The 23,625-nt window shown below is 72.2% G+C and carries 20 protein-coding genes; 6 read left to right on the top strand and 14 right to left on the bottom strand.

Annotated features, from left to right (window positions below):
* Window positions 1-3: 3 nt before the first annotated feature.
* The 3 genes from ML340_RS02710 to ML340_RS02720 are packed head-to-tail and all read right to left on the bottom strand — an operon-like array spanning window position 4 to window position 3,196.
* On the bottom strand, window positions 4-1,188 hold the full coding sequence (locus ML340_RS02710) for an HlyD/EmrA/EmrK family protein (protein WP_240096420.1): 1,185 nt from the start codon (window positions 1,186-1,188) through the stop codon (window positions 4-6).
* Window positions 1,185-2,642, bottom strand: a complete 1,458-nt coding sequence (locus ML340_RS02715; protein WP_240096422.1) for an efflux transporter outer membrane subunit — start codon at window positions 2,640-2,642, stop codon at window positions 1,185-1,187. Before ML340_RS02715 ends, ML340_RS02710 begins: the two co-directional genes overlap by 4 nt.
* Window positions 2,639-3,196, bottom strand: coding sequence for a MarR family winged helix-turn-helix transcriptional regulator (locus ML340_RS02720; RefSeq protein ID WP_240096424.1), 558 nt, complete (start codon window positions 3,194-3,196; stop codon window positions 2,639-2,641). Before ML340_RS02720 ends, ML340_RS02715 begins: the two co-directional genes overlap by 4 nt.
* A gap of 158 nt (window positions 3,197-3,354) precedes the next feature.
* Between ML340_RS02720 and ML340_RS02725 the strand changes: the two genes are divergently transcribed.
* Window positions 3,355-3,702: a hypothetical protein gene (locus tag ML340_RS02725; RefSeq protein WP_240096426.1), complete on the top strand. Its 348-nt coding sequence runs from the start codon at window positions 3,355-3,357 to the stop codon at window positions 3,700-3,702.
* A 10-nt stretch (window positions 3,703-3,712) separates the two neighbouring features.
* Here the strand turns inward: ML340_RS02725 and ML340_RS02730 are convergent, their stop codons facing one another.
* The 11 genes from ML340_RS02730 to ML340_RS02780 form a co-directional block, all read right to left on the bottom strand.
* Complete coding sequence (locus ML340_RS02730) at window positions 3,713-4,810, bottom strand: hybrid sensor histidine kinase/response regulator (protein WP_240096428.1); 1,098 nt, start codon at window positions 4,808-4,810, stop codon at window positions 3,713-3,715.
* A gap of 90 nt (window positions 4,811-4,900) precedes the next feature.
* Window positions 4,901-5,458, bottom strand: coding sequence for a pseudouridine synthase (locus tag ML340_RS02735; RefSeq protein ID WP_240096430.1), 558 nt, complete (start codon window positions 5,456-5,458; stop codon window positions 4,901-4,903).
* 34 nt (window positions 5,459-5,492) lie between these two features.
* Window positions 5,493-6,326, bottom strand: a complete 834-nt coding sequence (locus ML340_RS02740) for a class I SAM-dependent methyltransferase (protein WP_240096432.1) — start codon at window positions 6,324-6,326, stop codon at window positions 5,493-5,495.
* Window positions 6,327-6,402: 76 nt separating this feature from the next.
* Window positions 6,403-8,628 carry an NADP-dependent isocitrate dehydrogenase gene (locus ML340_RS02745; protein ID WP_240096434.1) on the bottom strand — a complete coding sequence of 742 codons (2,226 nt, stop codon included), beginning with the start codon at window positions 8,626-8,628 and terminating at the stop codon, window positions 6,403-6,405.
* A 129-nt stretch (window positions 8,629-8,757) separates the two neighbouring features.
* On the bottom strand, window positions 8,758-9,264 hold the full coding sequence (locus tag ML340_RS02750) for a hypothetical protein (RefSeq protein WP_240096436.1): 507 nt from the start codon (window positions 9,262-9,264) through the stop codon (window positions 8,758-8,760).
* Between the two features lie 48 nt (window positions 9,265-9,312).
* On the bottom strand, window positions 9,313-9,630 hold the full coding sequence (locus ML340_RS02755) for a LysM peptidoglycan-binding domain-containing protein (RefSeq protein WP_240096438.1): 318 nt from the start codon (window positions 9,628-9,630) through the stop codon (window positions 9,313-9,315).
* 75 nt (window positions 9,631-9,705) lie between these two features.
* Window positions 9,706-10,521, bottom strand: a complete 816-nt coding sequence (queF, locus tag ML340_RS02760) for an NADPH-dependent 7-cyano-7-deazaguanine reductase QueF (RefSeq protein ID WP_240096440.1) — start codon at window positions 10,519-10,521, stop codon at window positions 9,706-9,708.
* Between the two features lie 7 nt (window positions 10,522-10,528).
* Window positions 10,529-10,984 carry a hypothetical protein gene (locus ML340_RS02765; protein WP_240096442.1) on the bottom strand — a complete coding sequence of 152 codons (456 nt, stop codon included), beginning with the start codon at window positions 10,982-10,984 and terminating at the stop codon, window positions 10,529-10,531.
* A gap of 77 nt (window positions 10,985-11,061) precedes the next feature.
* On the bottom strand, window positions 11,062-12,168 hold the full coding sequence (zapE, locus tag ML340_RS02770) for a cell division protein ZapE (RefSeq protein WP_240096444.1): 1,107 nt from the start codon (window positions 12,166-12,168) through the stop codon (window positions 11,062-11,064).
* A complete protein-coding gene (locus ML340_RS02775) occupies window positions 12,165-12,830 on the bottom strand; it encodes an alpha/beta hydrolase (protein ID WP_240096446.1) in 666 nt (221 codons plus the stop codon). The genes zapE and ML340_RS02775 overlap by 4 nt, the downstream gene beginning before the upstream one ends.
* Window positions 12,831-12,885: 55 nt before the next feature.
* Window positions 12,886-13,407: a c-type cytochrome gene (locus ML340_RS02780; RefSeq protein ID WP_240096448.1), complete on the bottom strand. Its 522-nt coding sequence runs from the start codon at window positions 13,405-13,407 to the stop codon at window positions 12,886-12,888.
* A gap of 427 nt (window positions 13,408-13,834) precedes the next feature.
* Between ML340_RS02780 and ML340_RS02785 the strand changes: the two genes are divergently transcribed.
* From ML340_RS02785 to ML340_RS02805, 5 genes are all read left to right on the top strand, one after another.
* Window positions 13,835-18,904 carry a hypothetical protein gene (locus tag ML340_RS02785; RefSeq protein WP_240096450.1) on the top strand — a complete coding sequence of 1,690 codons (5,070 nt, stop codon included), beginning with the start codon at window positions 13,835-13,837 and terminating at the stop codon, window positions 18,902-18,904.
* Window positions 18,905-18,964: 60 nt separating this feature from the next.
* On the top strand, window positions 18,965-20,143 hold the full coding sequence (locus ML340_RS02790) for a TIGR03032 family protein (protein WP_240096451.1): 1,179 nt from the start codon (window positions 18,965-18,967) through the stop codon (window positions 20,141-20,143).
* Window positions 20,140-20,610: an EF-hand domain-containing protein gene (locus tag ML340_RS02795; RefSeq protein ID WP_240096453.1), complete on the top strand. Its 471-nt coding sequence runs from the start codon at window positions 20,140-20,142 to the stop codon at window positions 20,608-20,610. The genes ML340_RS02790 and ML340_RS02795 overlap by 4 nt, the downstream gene beginning before the upstream one ends.
* Entirely contained in the window at window positions 20,607-21,233 is a 627-nt protein-coding gene (locus tag ML340_RS02800) for a hypothetical protein (RefSeq protein WP_240096455.1), read from the top strand. Before ML340_RS02795 ends, ML340_RS02800 begins: the two co-directional genes overlap by 4 nt.
* Window positions 21,234-21,298: 65 nt before the next feature.
* Window positions 21,299-22,981: a M4 family metallopeptidase gene (locus ML340_RS02805; protein WP_425608269.1), complete on the top strand. Its 1,683-nt coding sequence runs from the start codon at window positions 21,299-21,301 to the stop codon at window positions 22,979-22,981.
* Window positions 22,982-23,625: the final 644 nt, after the last annotated feature.

Raw genomic sequence — 23,625 nt, forward strand, 5'->3', positions numbered from 1 at the left:
GCCTCAGCGCCCGCCGTTGGCGGCGATGATGGCGTCGGCCTCGCGCGCAGCGGCGTCGAGGTCGTGCGCGTACACGTCGGTCTGGCTGACCGCCGCCTTCGGCGGCAGGCTCGGCAGGCGCGGGCCGGACTGGTCGCGGGTGTCCACGTCCACTTCCATCGACAGCCCGATCCGCAGCGGGTGCTTGCGGTAGGTCGCGTCCTCCTCCAGCGCGATCCGCACCGGCACCCGCTGCACCACCTTGATCCAGTTGCCGCTGGCGTTCTGCGCCGGTAGCAGCGAGAACACGCTGCCGGTGCCAGCGGCGATGCCGGCGACCTTGCCGCGAAACACCACGCCGCTGCCGTACAGGTCGCTGGTGACGGTGGCCGGCTGGCCGAGGCGGATCTTGGCCAGCTGGCTTTCTTTGAAGTTGGCATCCACCCACAGCGTGCCCAGCGGCAGGATCTTCAGCAGCGGCTGCCCGGGTGCGACCAGCTGCCCGACCTGCACCGCGCGCTCGGCCACGATGCCGTCCACCGGCGCCACGATCGCGGTGCGGTGGTCGGCCACCCAGGCCTCGATGTAGGCGGCGCGTGCCAGCTGCACCGCGGGGTTCTGCGCGATCGCCACGCCCTCCACCAGCGCGCGCTGCGCGCGCGCCTGGCCGGTGGCCTGCGCCAGCGCCGCGCGTGCGCGTTCGACCGCTTCGCGCGCATGCGCCACTTCCTCCGGCGGCACCGCCTTGTCGGCCAACAGCGGCAGGCGCCGGCGGTAGTCGGCCTCGGCCTGCGCCAGCGCGATCTTCGCCTGCGCCTCGCCGGCGGCGGCGGCGGCGGCCCCGCTGTCGGCCTGGCGCGCCTGGCGCACGGCCTGCGCCAGCGCGGCGGCCGCGCGCTGCAGCGCCAGCCGGGTATCGGTGCCGTCCAGCCGCACCAGCACCTGGCCGGCGCGCACATAGTCGGTGTTGTCGGCGTAGATCGCGGTGACGGTGCCGGCCACGCGCGCGTTCACCCCGACCTGGTTGCCGCCGACGTAGGCGTTGTCGGTGGTCTGCCGCAGCGAGAACACGAACAGCCACAGCAGCAGCCAGGCGAGGCCGGCGAGCACGAACAGCGCGGCGATGCCCAGCAGCAGGCGCTTGCGCTTGCCATTTCCGTTGCCGTTGCTGGGGGCGGCCGGGGCGGCGGAGGGAGTCGGCGTGCTCATGGCGTCGGGGCGTCCTTGGAATCGGGGGAAGGCGCCGCGGCGGACGGGTCGGCATAGCCGCCGCCGAGGCTCTGGATCAGGGCGATGTCGGCCGCCAGCCGCGCCGCCGCCAGCACCTGCGCGGCGTCCTCGGCCTGCAACCGGGCCAGCGCGGCCTGGGCGCGGCTGCGGTCGTCGCCGAGTCCGGCGCGCGCGCGCGCGTCGGCATTGGCCTGCAGCGCGCGCGCGGCGTCCAGCGCGGTGGCCTGCTGCTGCGCCTCCGCGCCGAGCTGGGCCAGGGTCAGCGCCTGCTGCTGCACGTCGCGCGCGGCCTGCACCACGCTGGCGTGGTAGTCGGCGATCGCGGCGTCGAGCTGGGCGCGGCTGAGGCCGTAGCCGGCGCGCAGGCGGCCGCCGTCGAATAGCGGCAGACTCAGCGCCGGCTGCAGCAGCGCGACCCGGCTGCCGGCGGTGAGCAACTTGCCGAGGTCGATGCTGGACAGGCCGAGCAGCGCCTTCAGGCTGAGGTCGGGGAAGAACGCGGCGCGCGCGGCGGCCACGTCCTGGGTCGCGGCCTCGACCCGCCAGCGGCTCGCGGCCACGTCCGGGCGGCGCGCGATGAGCGCCAGCGAGGCCTCCGCGGGCAGGCCCGCGGTGGCCGGCGGCAGCGGCCGCGCCTGCAGCGGCGGCAGCGCGTCCGGGGCGATCCCGAGCAGCGCCGCCAGGGCGATCCGGCGGCCCTCGGCGCTGGCGGTGAGCGCGGTGCGCGCGCGCTCGGCGGCGGCCAGCGCCGCTTCCGCCGCGTGCACCGCATCGCTGCCGTCGATCCCGCGCGCGGCGCGCGCGCGCGCCAGCGCCAGCAGGCGCTGCTGCGCGGCGATCGCCTGCGTGGCCAGGCCCAGCCGGGCCTGGTCGGCCTGCCAGCCAAAATAGGTCTGCGCGACCGCGGCGGTCAGCGCCAGGCGCGCGGCGTCCGCCTCCGCGGCGGCGGCCCGGGCCTGGTCGGTGGCGGCGGCGACCTGCGCGCGGTGCTTGCCCCACCAGTCCACGTCGTACTGCAGCTGCACCCCGAGGTCGGCCTGGCTGTACCAGGTGAAGCCGAGGAATTGCACCGGGAACAGCCCGTGCTCGCTGATCCGCTGCCGCTGCAGGTCGGCGCTGGCGCCGACGTAGGCATTGCCGGCCGCGGCCTGCGCGGCGATCGCGGCGCGCGCCTGCGCCAGGCGCGCCTGGGCCTGCGCCAGGCTGGGCGCGCCGGCCAGCGCGCGCGCCATCAGCGCATCCAAGGTCGGGTCGCGGTACGGCGTCCACCAATCGGCGGCCGGCCACGCGGCCTGCGCATCGCCGACGCCGGCGGGCAGCGGCGCGCGCGCGTCCAGCGTCGGCGGCGGCAGGCGCGGCGGCGCGGCGGCGCAGCCGGCCAGCAGCGCGGCGGCGAGGCCGGCGAGCAGGGGACGGGAAACGGTCGGCTTCATGCGGGCACGCCCTCCTCGGTGGCGTCCATCTGTTCCAGCTGCAGGGCCAGGCGCGCCAGCAGGCGGCGCAGGGTCGCGCGTTCGCGCGCCGACAGCGGGGCGAACAGGGCGTCGATGCTGGGGAACATCTGCGGCAGCAGGCGCCGCACCAGCTGCTCGCCGCGCGCGCTCAGGCGCAGCTCGATGCGGCGGCGGTCGGCGGCGCTCGGGCTGCGCAGCACCAGCCCGCGCGCGACCAGGCCGTCGGTGATGCGGGTCATGTTGGTGCGCGACTCGTGGGCGTACTGGCACAGCTCGCCGGGGGTGGCGACCCCGGCGTCGCTGCTGAACAGCGCCATCAGGGTCTGGAAGTCGGACTCGTTCAGCCCGTGCGCGCGCAGGCGCGCGGTCAGCCGCGCATGGATGCGCCCGGCGACGTGGCGGATCAGCTTCAGCAACGCCACCGGTTCGGCCGGCATCCCCGGCATGCGCGCGGCGGTGCGCGCCACGCCCTCCTCGATCGAGGCGAGCGCGACCGGGACGCGGGTCTCGCGGCGGGCGGCGGCTTTGCTCATGGCTGGATAGTTCATTCCTGAATTATTGTGGGCGCGGGCGGGCGGCGGATGCAAGCCCCGGGGGCGCGCGTTCAGTCGGCGCCGGGGCCGCGCTCACGAGCCGTCAACGCGGCGGGTCGGAGACTGTCGGCGACGCCACCATCGGACGAGGAGTTGCCATGGGCAAGTTCGAGCATTCCCAGGACCGCGCGCGCGAGCTGATCGGCGAGCTCGGCGACGGCATCCGCAAGGCCCTGCCGGGGCGTGCGCTGCAGTGGATCGAGACCGGCGCCGCCCTCGGCGCGCTGCGCACCGGCGGCAAGGTCGCGGGCAAGGTGGTGCGCCGCCATCCGGTGCTGGCCGGCGCGGCGATCGCCGGCGTGGGCCTGCTTTGGTTCGCCGCGCGCCAGCGCGCCAAGCGCCGGGCGCAGGCACCGCTGGAAGGCCAGGCCACCCGCATCGAGGCGCAGCGCATGCAGCCGCGGGCGCCGGCGGAGGTCGAGCCGGGCGAGCTGCCGGAGGGCTGAGCGCGGCCGCTCAGGCCGCGCGCGCGGCCGGCAGTTCCAGCACGAAGCGGGCGCCGCCGCCGGGGCGGTCCTCGTACCACAGCTGGCCGCCGCGTTCGGCCACGATCTGGTGCGCCAGCGCCAGCCCCAGCCCGCTGGACAGCCGGTCCCCGGCGTCCGGATCCAGCCGCTGGAACGGCTTGAACAGCTGCCGCTGCAGGGCGGCGGGAATGCCGGGGCCACGGTCCTCCGCCAGCAGGCGGGCGAAGCCCGGCGCGCCCGGGCGCGCAGACAGCGTCAGTTCGCCGCCACCGCGGGCGTACTTGAGCGCGTTGGTCACCAGGTTCTCGGCGACCTGGCGCAGCACCAGCGGCTCGGCCGCCACCGCCAGCGGCTGCGCCGGGGCCTGCACGTCGAGCCGCATCCCGGCCGCCTCCAGCGGCAGCGCATAACGCTGCTCGAGCCAGACCAGAGTGGCGCCCAGGTCGGCCCGCGCCGCCGCGTCCTCGGACCGACCGGCGGCCTGCTGCTCGAGGTAGCGGCGGATGTAGTCCAGCGCGTCCTCGGTGCTGTCCTGCACGATCTGCAGGTAGCGCGGCACGCGGTCGCGGCGGCAGTCCGGCTGCTGCAGCATCTGCGCGGCGAACAGCACGGTGGACAGCGGGTTCTTGAGGTCGTGCGCGACCAGGTTGACCAGCTGCTGGCGCTCGCGCGCGATCCGCTGCAGGCGGTCGCGGGTGAGCTTCAGGCCGAGCTGGGCATCCACCCGCGCCAGCAGTTCCTCGGCCATGAACGGCTTGGTCACGTAATCGACCGCGCCGGCCTCGAACGCGCGCACCAACAGGTCGCGGTCGTGCGCGGCGGTCAGGAAGATCGCCGGGATGTCCGCCAGCGCCGGGTCGGCGCGGAACGCGGCCAGCAGTTCGAAGCCGTCCATGCCCGGCATGCGCATGTCCAGCAGCAGCAGGTCGGGCGCGTCCGCGCGCGCGGCGGCCAGCGCCTCGCGGCCGGAGCCGGCCGCCACCGCGGTCAGGCCGTGGCGTTCGAGCAGGGTGGCGACCACGCGCAGGTTGGCCGGTTGGTCGTCGACCACCAGGATGCGGCCGCTCCGGGCCTCGGTGATGTGCATGCCGCCCTCCTGGCGCATTCAGCTCGGGCGGCACCATAGCAAAGCCACCCATGCGGCGGCATGTGGCCGACGCGGGTCCGGCTGAACGGTTCAGGCGCTGGCGGGAGCGCGTCCGTCCAGCCGCCGCCACTGCCCCGGCGCGAGCCCGTCCAGCCGATGCGGGCCGATCGCCACCCGTACCAGGCGCAGGGTCGGCAGCCCGACCGCCGCGGTCATGCGCCGCACCTGGCGGTTGCGGCCCTCGCGCAGCACCAGTTCCAGCCAGGCGTCCGGCACCGTCTTGCGGAACCGCACCGGCGGCTCGCGCGGCCACAGGGCGGGCGGCGCCAGCCGCCGCACCCGCGCCGGGCGGGTCGGTCCGTCGGCGAGCGGCACGCCCTCGCGCAAGCGCTGCAACTGGGCTTCGCCCGGCGCGCCCTCCACCTGCACCCAGTAGGTCTTGGGCTGCTTGTGGCGGGGGTCGGTCAGGCGGTGCGCGAGGGCGCCGTCGTCGGTCAGCAGCAGCAGGCCTTCCGAATCGAAGTCGAGGCGGCCGGCGGGGTACACGCCGGCGGGCAGGCCGAAGTCCGCCAGCGTGCGCCGCGGGGCGGGGCTACGGTCGGTGAACTGGCACAGCACCCCATAGGGCTTGTTGAACGCGATCAGCACGGGCAGCGGGCGGGGTGGCGCCGCGGGCGCCGGATCACGGGGAGGCGGCGGGCTTGCGGAAGCGCAGGGTCATGCGGTCGCTCTCGCCGATCGCGCGGTAGCGTTCGGCCTGCTCCGGCGGATGGCGGTTGGTCGGCGGCAGGGTCCACACCCCGTTGGGATGGTCGGCGCTGTCCCTGGGATTGGCATTGACCTCGCTGCGCGCGTCGAGCACGAAGCCGGCGTCGCGCGCCAGCTGGATGACCAGCGCCTCGGTCAGGTAGCCGCTCTTCTTCATCGTCGCCAGGTCGGTGCCGGGCTTGGCGCGGTGGTCGACCACGCCGAGCGTGCCGCCGGGCCGGAGCACCTCGAAGAAGGCCTGGAAGTAGGCCGGGGCGGTGCCGGCGGCCACCCAGTTGTGCACGTTGCGGAAGGTCAGCACCAGATCCGCACTGCCCGGCGGGCCCAGCTGCGGGGCCTTGGGGTCGTACTCGCGCAGCTCGGCGCGGTCGTAGTGCGCCGGATCGGCGAGGAACAGCGCCTCCAGCGGGTTGGCGCGGCCCGGCGCGGGCGGCGCGCTGGCCGCGATGTACTGGCCTTGCGCGCGCAGGTAGGGGGCGAGGATTTCGGTGTACCAGCCGGCGCCCGGGCTGATCTCGATCACCCGGTCGGTCGGGCGCAGGCCGAAGAAGGTCAGGGTCTGCGCCGGATGCCGGTAGGCGTCGCGGGCGCGGTTGGCGGGGCTGCGCCACGCGCCGTCGATCGCCGCCTGCAGGGCCGGATCGACGGTTGCCGGGGCCGCCTCGTCCGCGCTGCGCGCGGGCGGCGGGGTGGCGGCGCAGGCGCCGGCGAGCAGGGCGGTCAGCACGAGCACGGACGGGCGGAGCATGGCGCGGCCTCCAACGGGGGATGCGCGCAGGGTAGCGCGCGCCGGCGGCGGTGCAAGCCGCCGGCGCGCCGCAGCCTCAGGTGGCGGCCGCCAGTTCCGCCAGCACGGCGTTGAAGGTCGCGCTCGGGCGCATCGCCGCCTCCAGCCGCGCGCGGTCGGGATGGTAGTAGCCGCCGATGTCCACCGGCCGCCCCTGCACCGCCAGCAGCTCCTGCACGATGCGTGCCTCCTGCGCAGCCAGCGCCTCCGCCAGCGGTGCGAAGCGCGCGGCCAGCGCCGGGTCGCGGTCCTGCGCGGCCAGCGCCTGCGCCCAGTACAGCGCCAGGTAGAAATGGCTGCCGCGGTTGTCGATCGTGCCCAGCTTGCGTCCCGGCGAGCGGTCGTGCTCGAGGAAGCGGGCGTTGGCCGCGTCCAGGGTGTCGGCCAGCACCTGCGCGCGCGGCTTGCCGCCGGCCTGGGCCAGGTGCTCGAACGACGCGGCCAGGGCCAGGAATTCGCCCAGCGAATCCCAGCGCAGGTAGTTCTCGGCGAGGAACTGCTGCACGTGCTTGGGTGCGCTGCCGCCGGCCCCGGTCTCGAACAGCCCGCCGCCGGCCATCAGCGGCACGATCGACAGCATCTTGGCGCTGGTGCCCAGCTCCAGGATCGGGAACAGGTCGGTCAGGTAGTCGCGCAGCACGTTGCCGGTGGCGGCGATGGTGTCCTGCCCCGCGCGCACCCGCTTCAAGGTGTGGCGCATGGCGCGGATCGGGCTGAGGATGCGGATGTCCAGCCCGGCGGTGTCGTGCTCGCCGAGGTAGGTCTCGACCTTGGCGATCAGCCCGCGGTCGTGGTCGCGGCGCGGGTCGAGCCAGAACACCACCGGGGTGGCCGACAGCCGCGCGCGGTTGACCGCGAGCTTGACCCAGTCGCGGATCGCCGCGTCGCGGGTCTGGCACATGCGCCAGACGTCGCCGGCCTTGACCGGGTGCTGCATCAGCACGGTGCCGCGCTCGTCGATCACGCGCACGGTGCCGTCGCCGCTGATGCGGAAGGTCTTGTCGTGGCTGCCGTATTCCTCCGCCGCCTGCGCCATCAGGCCGACGTTGGCCACGCTGCCCATGGTCGCCGGGTCGAACGCGCCGTGCAGCTTGCAGTCGTCGATCACCGCCTGGTAGATGCCGGCGTAGCAGCGGTCCGGGATCACCGCCTTGGCCTGCTGCAGCTGCCCCTGCGGGTTCCACATGCAGCCGCCGTCGCGGATCAGCGCCGGCATCGAGGCGTCCACGATCACGTCGCTGGGCACGTGCAGGTTGGTGATGCCCTTGTCGGAGTTCACCATCGCAAGCTGCGGCCGCTGCGCGTAGACGGCGGCGATGTCGGCCTCGATCCGCAGGCGCTCGGCCTCCGGCAGCTGGCCGAGGCGCGCGTAGAGGTCGCCGATCCCGTTGTTGGGGTCGAAGCCGATCTCGGCCAGCGTGCGCGGGTGCTTCTCCAGCGCCGGGGCGTAGAAGCGCTGGACCGCGATCCCGAACAGGATCGGGTCGGACACCTTCATCATGGTCGCCTTCAGGTGCAGCGAGAACAGCAAGCCCTGCGCGCGCGCGTCGGCGATCTGCTCGTCGTAGAACTGCGCCAGCGCGGCGACGTCCATCACCGCGGCGTCGACCACGTCGCCGGCCTGCACCGGCACCGGTGCGCGCAGCGGGAAGCTGCTGCCGGTGGCGCTGGTGAACTCGATCCGCAGCTGGCCGTCGCGCACCAGGGTGAACGACTGCTCGCTGCCGTAGAAGTCGCCGTCGCGCATGTGCGCCACGTGCGCGCGGTTGTCCGCGGTCCACGGCGCCATCCGGTGCGGGTGCGCGCGCGCGTAGGCCTTGACCGCCTTCGGCGCGCGACGGTCGGAATTGCCCTCGCGCAGCACCGGGTTGACCGCGCTGCCCTTGACCCGGTCGTAGCGCGCCTTGATGTCCTTCTCGCGGTCGCCCTGCGGCGCGTCGGGGTAGTCCGGCAGCGGATAGCCCTGCGCCTGCAGCTCGGCGATCGCGGCCTTCAGCTGCGGCACCGACGCGCTGATGTTGGGCAGCTTGATGATGTTGGCCTGCGGGGTCTTGGCCAGGCGCCCGAGCTCAGCCAGGTCGTCGCTCACCGCGCGTTCGCCGAGCAGGTCCGGGAACTGCGCCAGGATGCGCGCGGCGAGCGAGATGTCGCGGGTGCCGACCGCGACCCCGGCGGCGCCGGCATAGGCCTGCACGATCGGCAGCAGCGAGGCGGTGGCCAGGAACGGCGCCTCGTCGGTGTAGGTGTAAAGGATGTCGGACATGGCGGGCGGCCTGCGGGAAAACGCCATTGTCGGGCCTGCGCGCGGCGCCGGCAAAACCCCAGGGCGCATGCGCGCGCGTCGGGCCCGGCGGCGGCGGGCCCAACGCGGCGCTTGATCTCCGGCGCGACGTCAGCGCACCTCGAACTCGCGGGTCTGCACCAGGTTGCCGTCGAGCAGGATCTCGACCTTGTACTTGCCGGGCGGCCAGGCGTCCGGCTTGGTGATCGAAAAGTCGGTCACGCCGTCGCCCTGGAAGGTCAAATCCTTGCTGTCCTCGTGCACGGTCTGGTGGCTGTCCACATGGGTCCAGCGCGCGGCGAGCTTGCCGGGCACGCTCGCCGCCGGATCGCGGGTGTGGGTGCTGACCGCGGCATACAGGGTGGAATCGGTGGGCGCGAAGGTGGTCTTGGGCGCGGTCACCCGCAGGTCGGGGCCGACCGCGGTGCCGAGGTCGACTGCGGTCACGCTGACCGTCGCAGCCGGGGCGGGGGCCGCGGCCGGTGCGGGTGCCGCCGGCGCCGGGGTGCTGGCGGCCGCTGGCATCGGCGCGGGTTCCTCCTTCTTCTTGCAGCCGGCCAGGGCCAGGGCGGCGAGGCCGGCAGCGAGCACAGTGGCGTTCAGGCGGGAATGGCGCATGGGGCTCCTCGTCGGGAAAGGGCGGAAAGAGGGGTCGCGGTGGGGCGGTCAGCCGTCGAGCACGGGCAGCTTGAGCACCTGCCCGGGCCGGATGCGGTCGGGATCGTCCAGCGGGTCGCGGTTGGCGTCGAAGATGGCCTTCCACAGGCTGGCCTTGCCGTAGTGGCGCTGGGCGATGTGCGAGAGGGTGTCGCCCTTGGCCACGGTGTAGGTGGGCCAGAGGGCCTCGCCCGTTGCCGAGGCCTCGGTGGAGGTGACGTGGCCGCCGACGTTGGAGAAGTCGGGCGCGGGCGGAGCGGGGGCCGCGCTGGAGGCGACGTTGCCGCGGACGTTGGAAAGATCGGGTTTGCCGTTGCCGGGGGTCATGGGGATGCTCGCCGATGCGGAACCGGTTTCCGCACCGGCACCTTCGCAGCGGCGGTGTTAACGCGGCATGCCCGCCTACTGGCGCGGGCTGCGGGTCGGCGGCGCTGCCGGCGCGCCGGGGCTGGCGCGCCAGGGGTTGATGTCCAGCCCGCCGCGGCGGGTGTAGCGCGCCTCCACCGACAGCCACTGCGGCCGCGCGCGCGCCAGCAGGTCGAGGAAGATGCGCTCCACGCACTGCTCGTGGAACTCGGCGTGGTCGCGGAAGCTGACCAGGTAGCGCAGCAGGCCGGCGCGGTCGAGCCGCGGCCCGCGGTAGGCGATGCGGACGTCGGCCCAGTCCGGCTGCCCGGTGACCGGGCAGTTGGACTTCAGCAGCGTGCTGCACAGGGTCTCCTCCACCACCTGCGCGGGATCGGCGGCCAGCAGGTCCGGCCGCGGCGGGCCGTAGTCCGTGATCGTGACCTGTTGCGCGTCCAGCGATGCGCCGGCCGGTTCCGCCAGCGGCGGCAGCCCGAACGCCAGGCGAACCTCCGCGCCGGCCGCGGCGGACAGATCCGCCGCGATCCGCATCCGCGCCGCCTCCGCATCGGCGAAGCGGGTGCGGTTGAGCGAGTTCAGGTACAGCTTGAACGACTTGGATTCCACCAGCCGCGGCGAGTCCGCCGGGATCCACGCGGTGGCGGTCGCCACCTGCGGCAGGCCGCGCGGGTCGAGCCAGGACAGTTCGTACAGGTGCCAGCGGTCGTGCCCGGCGAATGGCAGCGCGTCGGAGTCGGCCAGCCCCAGCGCCGCGCGCGCTTGCGCGCGCGGGATCGGATACAGCAGGCCCGGATCGTAGCGGTCGGGATAGGCGACCTCGCGCCCGAGCGGGGAGGCGTGCAGGTCGGCCATCACCGGATCACTTCACCTCGAACTGCACCAGCGCGATCGGACGCCCGTTGACGTCCACCTCGGTGTTGTACTGGCCGGCCTCGCTGGGCTGGAACTCGAACACCGTGAACGGGCCGCTGATCGGCTTGCGCTCGTCCTTGCGCGAGCGCCGGTCCTGGTGGAACCAGAACACTTCCACTTCGCTGCCCAGTTTGCGGCCCTTGCTGGGCACCGAGACGTACACGGTCTGGCCGACCTTGAACTCGTGCGCCGGCTCGGCGATCTCGCCGTTGGCGTCGACCGCGGCGCCGACGAAGGCCGCGTTGGGATCCACGGTCACGGTGTCGATCCCGCCCTCGCGCGGACTGGCATCCGCATCCGCAGTCTTGCCCGGCCCGCTCGGCAGTTGCGGGCCCTGGCGGTTGCAGGCCGCCAGCGCGATGGCGGCGAGCAGCAGGACGGACAGGCGGGCTAGACGGGGCATCGGCGGTCTCGCGAGCGGCAGGAACGGTGGCAGGCATTCTAGGCCATGCCGGCCGCGGCCCCGCGCGCCGGCCCGGCTCAGCCGCGGTGCGGCGCGGCGAGATAGGCGGTGGACTGCATCTCCACCAGGCGCGAGGCGGTGCGCTGGAACGGGCCGGCCAGGCGCTCGCCGGTGTACAGCGCCATCGGCGCGGCGTCCGCGGTGCACACCAGGTTGACGTGGTTGTCGTACAGCTCGTCGATCAGGTGCACGAAGCGCATCGCCGCGTCGTTGCGCTCGTCGTCCAGGCGCGGGATGCCGCCGAGGAACACGGTGTGGAACTCGCGCGCGATCTCGATGTAGTCGGCGTCGCCGCGCGGCCCTTCGCACAGCGCGGCGAAGTCGAACCAGCACGCGCCCGGGCAGCGCGCGCGCACCGGGATGCGGCGCCCGTCGATCACGATCCCGGCGTCGAGGTGGCGGGTGTCGCCGGTCAGCTCCTCCCAGCGCTGGCGCAGCCAGGCGTCCGACTGTGCGTCCAGCGGCGCGCGGTACACCGGCGAGCGGGTCAGCGCGCGCAGGCGGTAGTCGGTCGGGCCGTGCAGCTCCAGCACCCGGCAGTGCTGCTTGATCTGCGCGATCGCGGGCAGGAAGCTGTCGCGCTGCAGGCCGTCCTTGTAGAGCTCGTCCGGGGCCACGTTGGAGCTGGTGACCAGCACCACGCCCTCGGCGAACAGGCGCTCCAGCAGGCGCCCGAGCAGCATCGCATCGCCGATGTCGCTGACCACGAATTCGTCCAGCACCAGCACCCGCAGCGCCTGCCGCCATTCGCGCGCGATCGCCACCAGCGGATCCTGCTGGCCGGCGTGCTCGCGCAGGCGCGCGTGCACCTCGCGCATGAAGCGATGGAAGTGGGTGCGCCGCTTCTGCTCCAGCGGCAGGCCGGCGTAGAACAGGTCGATCAGGAAGGTCTTGCCGCGCCCGACCGCGCCCCACAGGTACAGGCCGGGGATCGCCGGCGCCGCGCCCGCATGCCCGAACAGCCGGCCGAGCAGGCCGCCGGCGGCGGGCGCGGGTGTCGCCAGCAGCGCCTGCTGGATCGCGTCCAGCGCCTCCAGTGCGGGGTGCTGCGCGGGGTCGTCCTGCCAACGGCCCTGCGCCACGCCCTCGGCATAGCGCTGGCTGGGAAGCGCGGCCGCGCTCATGCCGGCAGCGGCGGCCAGGTCCGCACCGCCTGCCGGATCGCGCCGCGCAGGTCGACCAGCCGGCGGTGGAAGAAGTGGCTGGTGTCCGGCATCCGCACCAGCTGCGGCGGACGCGGCTGCGCGGCGACCCAGGCGAACACCGCCTGCGGATCGACCACCTCGTCGGCCTCGCCCTGCACCACCAGCCACGGGATCGGCGGGATCTTGATGCCGCCGAAGTCCCAGCGCCGGCCGACCGGCGGCGCGATGCTGATCAGCGCGCGGGCCTCCAGCGCGGCGGCCGCGCGCAGGCTGACCCAGGCGCCGAAGCTGAAGCCGGCCAGCCACAGCGCGGCCTGCGGGGCCTGCGCGCGCGCCCAGGCCGCGACCGCGCGCAGGTCGTCCAGTTCGCCGCGGCCGTCGTCGAACGTGCCGGCGGACGCGCCGACCCCGCGGAAATTGAAGCGCAGGGTGTCCACGCCCGACTCGCGCAGCGCGCGTGCGGCCATGGTCACCACCTTGTTGTGCATGCTGCCGCCCTCGACCGGCAGCGGATGGCAGACGATCGCCAATGCCGTGCGCCGGGGGGCTGGCGCCGGTTCGAACACGGCTTCCAGCGCGCCGGCCGGGCCGGGGATCATGAGGCTCGCGTCGCCACCCTCGGGCGCGGGATGCTCGCTCATGCTGGTTCGCCGTGGCGGGACGGGCACGCCGCGCAGGCGGCGTGGGCGGCGATCCTCATTTCTTGCTCTGTTCGACCATCCACTCGACCGCCGCCTTGACCTGCGCGTCGGTCAGGGCCGGATTGCCGCCCTTGGGCGGCATGACCCCGGCGCTGCCGGTGAAGCCGGTGATCGCGCGGTGGACCAGCTCGTCCAGGCCCTGCGCGGCCACCCGCGCGCCGATCCCGGCGGCATCCAGCTTGGGCGCGCCACCGGCGCCGGAGGTGTGGCAGCCGGTGCAGAGGTTGTTGAAGATCACGCTGCCGTCCAGGGTGCCGCCGTAGGCGACCTGCGAGGCGGCGGCCGCCGCCGCGGCCTTGGCGGCTTCGGCCTGCTGCGCGGCGCCGGTGGCCCCGGCATAGACCGCGCCGGCCGGCGCGATCCGCTCCAGGGTGGCCTGCCGCGCGGCCGGGTCGGCTTCCGGCGGCAGCGTCTTGTTCAGGTGGATCGCGAACAGGATCAGGCCGATCGTGACCAGCACGAGGAAGCCGATCACCATCGAGAACCGCTTGAGGAAGTCCAGGTCGTAACTGCGCACGTGCCACCCCATGGCCATCGCGGCTGCCGCCGCCGTCTGCGCGGATTATTGCAGATGCCCCCGCGGTGGCGAAGCGCGCGGCCATCCGGGCGGAGTGGGGGATCGGACGCGCTGCCGCGTCGGGAAGTGGGCTGGGCCAGGGGCAGGGTCTTCACATCGCCGATGGATCCTTGTGCTTGACATGGGCTGAACAACGAGGTCATAACGACACATGAAAAATGTGTTCAGTGCGGGCGATCACTCATGGCCGCTCTTCGTCGGGCAGTCCGTCGGATGCAATTGGCGGCAGGCGCCCGCGTAGGCGGGCGGGCCGCCAACACGAAGTTCCATCCAGGACTGGTGTGTTACAGCCGGATCCATGAACTGACAGGAGAAGGGGGTTCACATGCACGGGAATAGGCAACAGGACGGACGCAAGGCACGCGCGGTGAAGCTGGCGCCGATGGCACATGCGGTGCGCAATGCGCTGGCGGTGTCGGCGATGGCAGTCGCACTCGGTCTCGGCAGCGGCGCCGTCGCCGCGCCGCGTCAGGCCCCGGCCGACACCCTGCTGATCGCTGCTCACACGCGCGCGTCCGCGCAGCTGCCGCTGGCCGATCCCAGCATCGTGCAGCCGCTGTTGGTTCCTGCGGCTCCGCTGGCAACGCTGACGACCACCAACCCCGGCAGCGGCACCTGCCTTGTCAATCCGGGCACCTATATCAGCTGCTACGGGCCGGACGATATCAGCATCGACAACACAGGGACGTATTACTACTACTCGCCAATTGTCCCCACCTTCGGTATCGGGGCCTACAGCTACGGTGGCGATGTCTCCATCGTCAATCGTGCCGGTGCGAATCTGGCGGGTGTCAGCACCAGCAATGCCTTCGGTATCTATGCCTATGCGACGGTCGGTAACACCGACGTAAGTAATGCGGCGACCATCTTCGCCTATTCGACCGGAACGGGTCTGGCCGATGGCATCTTTGCCACCGGTGTGGACGTCACCGTGGTCAATACCGGTGACATCTACGCGGTTTCAGCGTCGGGTCCTTGGGCGTCCGGCATCGAAGCTGCCGGCTCCGGCCAAGTGACGGTGGACAACAGCGGTCTCATCGGCGCCGCGGCCTATGCCAGCGGCGCGCAGGCCAACGGTATCTTCGCCTCGGGCGGCACTGGCGTGACGGTGGATAACACCGGCACCATCCTCGCCTATGCCCCCGCCGGCACCGCGACGGGTATCAATGCGAACGGCGGCGCTGGCAACGCCAGCGTCATCAACAGCGGCACGATCTACGCGCAGGGCTACTATGCGACGGGGATCAACGCGCAGGCGACCGGCAATGTCACCGTCAACAACACTGGCGTGATCGCCGCGGGCGGGCTGTACACGAGCGTGCTGGGGACGGCGATCGAGGCGAGCAGCAACGGCGCCGGTGCGGCGGTGGGTGTGACCAACAGCGGGGACCTGCTGGCCGAGGGCTACTTCGGCGCGACCGGGATCGCGGCGACGGCGAGCGGCAGCGGCGGCACCGTGACGGTGGTGAACACGGGCAGCGTGCAGGCCTCGCAGTACTACAAGTACGGTTACGGCGCGTACGGGATCGTGACCTCGGCGGACGGGAACTCGATGATCGCCAACAGCGGCGACATCACGGTGACCTCGGGCGGGGCGGCGAACGGGCTGACGGCGCTGTCCTGGGCGGGCACTGCCAGTGTCACCAACAGCGGCCATGTGAGCGTGGACAGCACGGCGTCATTGTACTTTGCGGCGACGGGGATCACGGCGTTCTCGGCGAACGGGTCGGCGCAGGTGTCCAACAGCGGTTCGGTGGACGCGAGGGCGAAGTACTGGGCGACGGGGATCAACGCGACGGCGCAGGGCGACGTGGCGGTGGACAACAGCGGCTCGGTGTACGCGAACGGCCAGAAGTACGCGTTCGGGGTGTACGCGGTGTCGAACGCGGGCAACGTGTCCGTGCACAACGCGGCGGGCGGGGACATCGGGTTCTACTCGTACCTGGGCCGTGGCTGGGGCGTGTTCGGGTTCGCGAGCCTGGGCGACGTGGAGTTGGTGAACGACGGTGCGATCGCAGGATATGCGTTCGGGCAGTCGGCGGGGATGTTCGCGCGTGCGGTGCAGGGGGATGCGACGGTGGTGAACACCGGCAGCATCGCGGTGAGCAGCGGCGGCAACGTGGCGGTGGGCGCGTTCGCGCGCGCGGACTCCGGCACGGCGAGCATCAGCAACAGCGGCGACATCGTGGCGAGCGACTTCCCGGGCGGGTACTACACCGGGTACTCGGCGTACGGCATGTTCGCGCGCGGAGCGTACGCGCAGGTGTCCAACAGCGGGACCATCGTGGCCGACGGGTACTACTACGCGACCGGCATGATGGCGATGTCGCTGTACGGGACGGTGGTGAACAACACCGGTGGCAGCATCACGGCGACGGCGCTGGGAGGCGCGACAGGGATCTATGCCTATTCGCGCAACGGCAATACGCAGGTGGTTAATGCCAGCGACATCACTGCCCGCGGGCAGTATTTCGGGGCCGTCGGGATCGACGCATCCTCGGCGAATGCCAACGTGGCCATCAACAACCTCGCTGCGGCCACGCTCTATGCGTACAGTACTGCGAGCGCGATCGGTATCCGGGCCAATGCACCCAATGGCAAGGTCGCCGTGGTGAATGCCGGTGACATCACCGTGGTCGGGGCCGGTTCGTCAGTTGCCTCCGCGACTGGCATCGACGCTGCTGCGAGCGGTGACGTCACGGTGGCCAACAGTGGCGATATCTATGCCGGCAGCTACTACTACTCGCGCGGCATCCATGCCGTCTCCACGGGTGGGAATGTCAGCGTCGGCAACGCTGCCGGCGCCAATGTGTATGCCTACAGCATTTACGGCGCAGTCGCGGTCGATGCCGCGGCCACTGGCGCTGGTACGGTGACCGTCAGCAATGCTGGCGGTGTGCAGGCCTACGGCAAGTCCTTCGGCGGTATCGGGATCCGTGCTGGCAGTACCACCGGCGCGATCGTGGTCAGCAATGCTGCAGGTGCCAGCGTGCAGGCCAAGACCGATGCTGGCGGCGCCGCGGTCGGTGTGCAGGCCGTGACCACCAGTGGCAACGCCACCATCAACAACGCCGGTCTCATCCATGCCACCGCCCCGGCCGGCACCTTCGCCGCCGCCGTGATGTTCTCCAACAGCAGCGGCATCGGTACCAACACCCTCAACAACGCGGCCGGCGGCCTGATCTATGCCAGCGGCAGCGACGGTTCGGCCTGGGCGGTGGTCGGCAGCAACGCGGTCGAGGTGATCAACAACCAGGGCACGATCCGCGGCGCGATCGCCCTGGGCGGCGGCAATGACGTGTTCAACAACCAGGCCGGCGGCCTGTGGGACGTGGCCGGCAGCCTGTACGCCAGCTTCGGCGATGGCGACGACGTACTCAACAATGCCGCCACCGCCAAGGTTCTGCTCAATGGCGGCAAGATCGACTTCGGCAACGGCAACGACGCCCTGAACAACGCCGGGCAGGTGTTGGTGTCGAGCACGATCACCTTCGGGGCCGGCAACGACACCCTCGCGAACGCCAGCGGCGGCCTGCTCACCATCGGCCCCGGCAGCCTGGTGGACATGGGAGCCGGCAATGACACCGTGACCAACGCCGGCCAGATCGGCATCGCCGCCACCGGCACGCTCGCGCTGGGCGATGGCAACGACACCCTCACCAATGCCAGCGGCGGCGTGATCAGCCTGGCCGGCACCATCAATGCCGGCAATGGCGACGATACCGTGACCAACGCCGGCCAAATCGGGATCGCGGCGACCGGGCAGCTTGCCCTTGGCGACGGCAATGACACTCTGAGCAATGCCAGTGGTGGCCTGATCAGCCTCGCGGGCACGATCGACACCGGCAATGGCAACGACAGCCTGACCAATGCCGGGCAGTTCACCATCGCGTCCACCGGAGTGCTGTCCTTCGGCGATGGCAACGACAGCCTGAGCAATGCCAGCAGCGGCCTGATCGACCTGTTCGGCCAGATCACTGGCGGCAACGGCGACGACACCCTCAGCAATGCCGGCCTGTTCCGCATGAACAACGGCTGGGTCCTGCTCGGCGCGGGCAACAACGCCTTCGCCAACACCGGCACCCTGCGCGTGATCGGCAACGGCAACCAGATCAACCTGGGCACCGGTACCCTGACCAACACCGGCCTGGTCGACTTCCTCAACGGCGCGACCACCGACAAGCTGACCATCACCGGCAACCTGGCCGGCACCGGTAGCCTGCGCATCGACGCCAACCTCGGCACCCTCGCGGCCGACCAACTGGTGGTCAACGGCAGCGTGGCGGCGAACGCGGTGCAGACGGTCAACGTGCAGTTCACCGGCGTGCCGACCACGGCGGTCACGACCATCCCGTTCGCGACCATCACCGGCACCTCGGTGGCCGGCAATTTCGTCGCCGGCAGCATGCTCGGGTACAACCCCAACACCAGCTGGCTGCTGCTGGGGCTGACGGTCAGCAGTGCGATGAACACACCCAACGACGTGTTCAGCATCAACCTCAACGTCAACGGCCTGAGCGATCCGGGCACGCTGGCGGCCTCGATCGCCTCCGGCGCGGCCGGGATCGTCAACACCGCGATCGGCACCTTCCGCCAGCGCCTGGGTACCCAGCCGTTCGGCGAGCCGGGCAAGGTGATCAGCCCGTACGTGCGGGTGTTCATGGGCGAGGGCGACGTGCACCCGGCACACGTGGCCGCCAACTTCGGCCAGGGCGGCCACTTCAACTACGACCAGAGCACCTGGGGCCGTGAGGTCGGGGTCAATGCCAACCTGTTCGGCAACTTCCATGCCGGGCTGGCGCTGGGCAGCGCCAACAGCCGCCAGCGCCTGATCGACGGCGGCGTCGGCGTGAACCGCTTCGACGGCATGACCTGGGGCGCCTATGCCACCTGGTACCAGCCGCAGGGCTGGTACGTGGACCTGAGCGGGCGCTGGATGGCCGCCAACGTCCACTCGCAGTCCAGCGCCGGCGACCTGCCGACCCGCACCCACACCCGCGGCTACAGCCTCGAGGTCGGCTATGAGTGGGATCTGGGCGGGCTGAGCCTGATCCCGCAGGCGCAGTACACCTGGACCGAGGTGCAGGACGTGCGCACCTTGACCGGGCCGCAGGGCACCTTCCAGCCGCACGGCGGCACCTTCGCGCGCGGCCGCCTCGGGCTGGAGCTGAGCAAGTCCTTCACCTCCGGCAACGGGCTGCAGTGGACGCCGTACGGCGCGATCCACGCGGTGCGCGAGTTCGACGGCAAGACCACCTACACCGCGGCGACCTACTTCAACGGCAGCACCAGCCTGAAGGGCACCAGCGCAATGGCCGAGCTCGGCCTCGGGGTGGGCAAGGACAGCTGGGCGTTCACCCTCGGCGCCAACTGGACCGACGGCGGCGCGCTCAAGCGCACGTTCGGCGGGCAGGCGGTGCTGCGCCTGGCGTGGTAAGACGGCACGCTCCCCCGGCCCCGCGCGGGCCGGGGGCGGCCCCATCGCATCGGAATCCTCGTGGCAGACGACAACAAGCAGGAAGCCCCCCCGCAGGAGCTGGACACCGGCCTCGACGCCGTCGGCCAGCCCGCCCCGGCGGCGCCCGCGGCCCCGGCCGCGCAGGCCCCGCGTGACCTCACCCAGCTGCGCGTCGAGAAGAGCTGCTCGCGCGGCCTCGCCGGCTGGCTCGGCCAGCACCGCCTGTCGCTGGCGATCACCTCCTACCAGTCCGGCCGCATCTACCTGGTCGGCAGCGACGCCCAGGGCCGGGTTTCGTTCTTCGAGCGCATCTTCGAGCGCGCGATGGGCGTGGTCGGCAACGCCCAGCGCATCTACCTCGGCGGCCTGTACCAGCTGTGGCGGTTCGAGAACGTGCTGCGCCCGAACGAGGTCATCCACGGCCAGTTCGACAAGTGCTACGTGCCGCGCAACGCGCAGACCATCGGCGACCTCGACATCCACGAGCTTGGCATCCGCAAAGACGGCCGGGTGGTGTTCGTCAACACCAAGTACTCCTGCCTGGCCGAACTGAGCCCGATCCACAGCTTCAAGGCGATCTGGAAGCCGAAGTTCATCAGCAAGCTGGCACCGGAGGACCGCTGCCACCTCAACGGCTTGGCGATGGTGGACGGCGAGCCCAAGTACGTCACCGCGGTGTGCCGGAGCGACAGCGTGGACGGCTGGCGCGACCGCCGCCGCGACGGCGGCGTGGTGATCGACGTGCAGACCGACGAGATCGTGTGCGAGGGGCTGTCGATGCCGCACTCGCCGCGCTGGCACAACGGGCGGCTGTGGATCCTCAACGCCGGCACCGGCCACCTCGGCTGGATCGACCTGGAGAAGAAGGCGTTCGTGCCGCACGCCTTCGTGCCCGGCTTCGCGCGCGGGCTGGGCATGATCGGCAACGTCGCCGCGGTCGGGCTGTCCAAGCCGCGCAACCAGCGCTTCGAGGGCCTGCAACTGGACGAGGAGCTCAAGAAGCGCGATGCCGACCCGTGGTGCGGGGTGCAGATCGTCTCCCTCACCAACGGCGACGTGCTCAACTGGATCCGCTTCGAGGGCGACATCACCGAGATCTTCGACATCAGCTTCCTGCCCAACGTCAAGAACCCGATGCTGATCGGCCTGCGCACGCCCGAGATCCGCGACCTGATCACCTTCGAGTCCGCCATCCCGCAGGAGGCGGTGGCGCCATGAGCCGCGCTGCCTCCGCCTGCGCCCTCGCGGCGCTGCTGCTGGCCGGCGCGGCGCAGGCGCAGACAGCGCCGGCCAAGCCCGCCACCACCGCGGCGCGACCTGCCGCCGCCGCGCCTGCCGGCGGGCCGCAGGCGCAGATCGAGAAGACCTTCGACGCCTGGGACCGCAACCACGACGGCGTGCTCTCGCGCGAGGAGTTCCGTGCCGGCTGGATCCAGCTGCAGCGCAGCCTGGTGCTGGAGGCGCGCCTGCGCCAGCGCTTCAATGCGCTCGACGCCGACCACAGCGGCGCGCTGGAGCCGGCCGAGTACGCCACCATCGAGCTGGTCAAGCGTGCCGGCAAGGACGCCCCGCCGCTGGCGCGCTTCGATGCCAACAAGGACGGCAAGCTCGAGTTCGTCGAGTACGTGCAGCTGGTGCAGGCGCTGGCACCGCAGGCCGGCAAGGACGCCAAGGACACGCCATGAGCCAGGCCCCGGTCCCCCTCGCGATCCAGGCCAACGACGGCCGCGCGCTGCGGATCGAGCCGGTGTGGCAGTGCATGACCCCGGCCCTGCAGGATGCACTGGTCGCGTTCTGGCAGCAGCACAAGGCGGTGGCCGATGCCGACCGCGCGCGCGCACGCGCGGCGCAGGCGGTGTGCCTGCTGCGCGAGGAGGCCAGCGGCGCCCTGCTCGGGGTCGGCACCGCGGTGGTGCGGGTGCTGCCGCGGCTGCGCCAGCCGCTCTACTACTACCGCCAGTACTTCGCGCCGCAAGTGCGTGGGCGCGGGGTGATGCGGCGCTTCGTGCAGGCCTGCCGGCAGGTGCTGGAGGCGCACAATGCGGCGCTGCCGCAGGCCGAGAGCCTCGGCCTGCTGCTGGAGCTGGAGAATCCCAAGATCGCCCGCGCCTACCGGCATGCCTGGGAACCGGATTACCAGGCCGCGTTCATCGGCTACTCGCCGCGCGGGCTGCCGCTGTATGCGCTTTACTTCCAGGAGGCGGTGCTGCTGCCGCCGGCGCCGTTGCCCGCCACCCTGGTGCGGCGCCTGCGCCAGCTCGCCGCTTCTGATCCGCCGCCGCCCGCGGTGGCCGCAGGGACGCCATGACCCGTCGCTCCACCCGTCCGCACCGGCCCTGAGCGGGCCACCCAACCCCGGGAGTCACCATGAAGCTGCAATCCACCCTGTTGAGCCTGGCCGTGATCGCCGGCCTGTCCGCCGCCAGCGCTGCCGAGGCCGGCGTGCTGCAGGCGCGCGCCGCCGTGGCCGAGCGCGCGCAGTCGCTGCTCGCCTCCGCGCCGGCCGCGCTGCGCCGCGCCAGCGGCGATGCCTTCGTCGCCCGCGACGTGATCGTCGATGCCGACGGCACCGAGCACGTCCGCTTCGACCGCACCTACAACGGCCTGCCGGTGATCGGCGGCGACACCGTCGTGCAGGTGCGCAACGGCCGCCTCGGCACGATCAGCCAGACCCTGCGCAGCGCCGCGCGGCCGGCGCTGAAGCCGCAGGTCAGCGCCGACCAGGCGATCGTGGAGGCCGGCGCGCGCTTCGGCAGCCAGTTCCAGGGCGCGCCCTCCGCGCGTCTGGTGGTCTATGCGCTGAACACCACCCCGACCCTCGCCTACGAGGTGGTGTTCAACGGCATCAAGGCCGACCAGACCCCGACCGAGATGCACTACATCGTGGATGCGCGCAGCGGCCGCGTCCTCAACCAGTGGGACGGCATCCACGTCACCCGCCCCGGCGGCGGCCAGGCCGTGCCGGCTGGCGCGTTCGCGGGCGGCATCCAGGCGGCGCGCCCGGGCGGCGGCAGCAGCGGCTGCGCGGGCACCGCGGCGACCGGCACCGGCCGCACCATCCTTGCCGGCAACGTGACCCTGACCACCACCCGCTGCAGCGCCACCAGCTTCGAGCTGCGCGACACCACCCGCGGCGGCGGCCAGACCAACAACATGGCGATGAAGACCGCCGGGATGGGCACGGTGTTCACCGACACCGACAACATCTGGGGCAACAACCTGACCACCGACGCCCAGTCCGCCGCGGCCGACGCCCACTACGGCGTGGCCTTGACCTGGGACTTCTACAAGAACATCTTCGGCCGCCTCGGCATCGCCAACAACGGCGTCGGCGCGGTCAGCCGCGTCCACTACGGCCGCAACTACGCCAACGCGTTCTGGAGCGATGCCTGCTTCTGCATGACCTTCGGCGACGGCGACAACGGCGCCACCATCTACCCGCTGGTGTCGATCGACGTGGCCGCGCACGAGATGACCCACGGCGTGACCAGCCGTACCGCCGACCTGATCTACAGCGGTGAGTCGGGCGGCCTGAACGAGGCGACCTCGGACATCTTCGGCACCATGGTCGAGTACTATGCCAACGACCCGGCCGACCCGGCCGACTACGTGATCGGCGAGCAGTTGTTCCCCAACAACGCGAACATGCGCAAGGCGATCCGCTGGATGTTCAAGCCGAGCCTGGACGGCAGCTCGCCGGACTGCTACTACAGCGGGATCGGCAGCCTCGACGTGCACTACAGCTCCGGCGTGGCCAACCACTTCTTCTACCTGCTGGCGGAAGGCGCGGTGGTGCCGGCCGGGTTCGGCCCGGGCAGCTGGGCCAACCTGACCCCGGCCTCGCTGGTGTGCAACGGCAACACCGGTCTGACCGGGATCGGCCGCAGTGCGGCGCAGCAGATCTGGTACCGCGCGCTGACGGTCTACATGACCAGCGGGACCAACTACGCCGCAGCCCGCACCGCGACCCTGAACGCCGCGGCCGACCTGTACGGCAACGGCTCGCCGCAGTACAACGCGGTCGCGGCGGCGTGGAGCGCGGTCAACGTCAACTGACGCCCGGCCCGCACGAGGCATGCGAACGGCCCGCTTTGGCGGGCCGTCTCGCTTTGGGTTACGCCGTGGAGTGCGGCGTAGCCGCGCCTGGCCACGTAGCGCCGCCCGTCGGTACCCGGCATGTGCCCGCGGTGTCGGGCAGGCAATCCCGCAGCAGCGTCGTCGTGGATCGCGCACCGGAGCGGGGTGAGGGGGCGCGCTGGCGAGGCGCAGCCTCGCGCGGACACGAACGCCCATGCGCCTTGCGGCGCATGGGCCGGGAATCGCGGAGGAAGCGGCATCGAAGATGGCGCGCCCGGAGGGGTGAGGGAACGCGCTGGCGAGGCGGCAGCCTCGCGCGGCCGCGAACGCCCGTGCGCCTTGCGGCGCATGGGCCGGGAATCGCGGAGGAAGCAGCATCAAGGATGGCGCGCCCGGAGGGGTGAGCGGACGCGCTGGCGAGGCGCAGCCTCGCGCGGACACGAACGCCCGAGCGCTGTGCGCGAGGGCCGGGAATCGCGGAGGAAGCGGCATTGAGGATGGCGCGCCCGGAGGGGTGAGCGGACGCGGTTGCGAAGCGTGAGCTTCGCGCGGCCGCGAACGCCCGAGCGCTGTGCGCGAGGGCCGGGGATCACGCAGGAAGCGGCATCGAAGATGGCGCGCCC

This window comes from Thermomonas flagellata, assembly GCF_022419185.1.
In the GTDB taxonomy this organism is placed as follows: Bacteria; Pseudomonadota; Gammaproteobacteria; order Xanthomonadales; family Xanthomonadaceae; genus Thermomonas; species Thermomonas flagellata.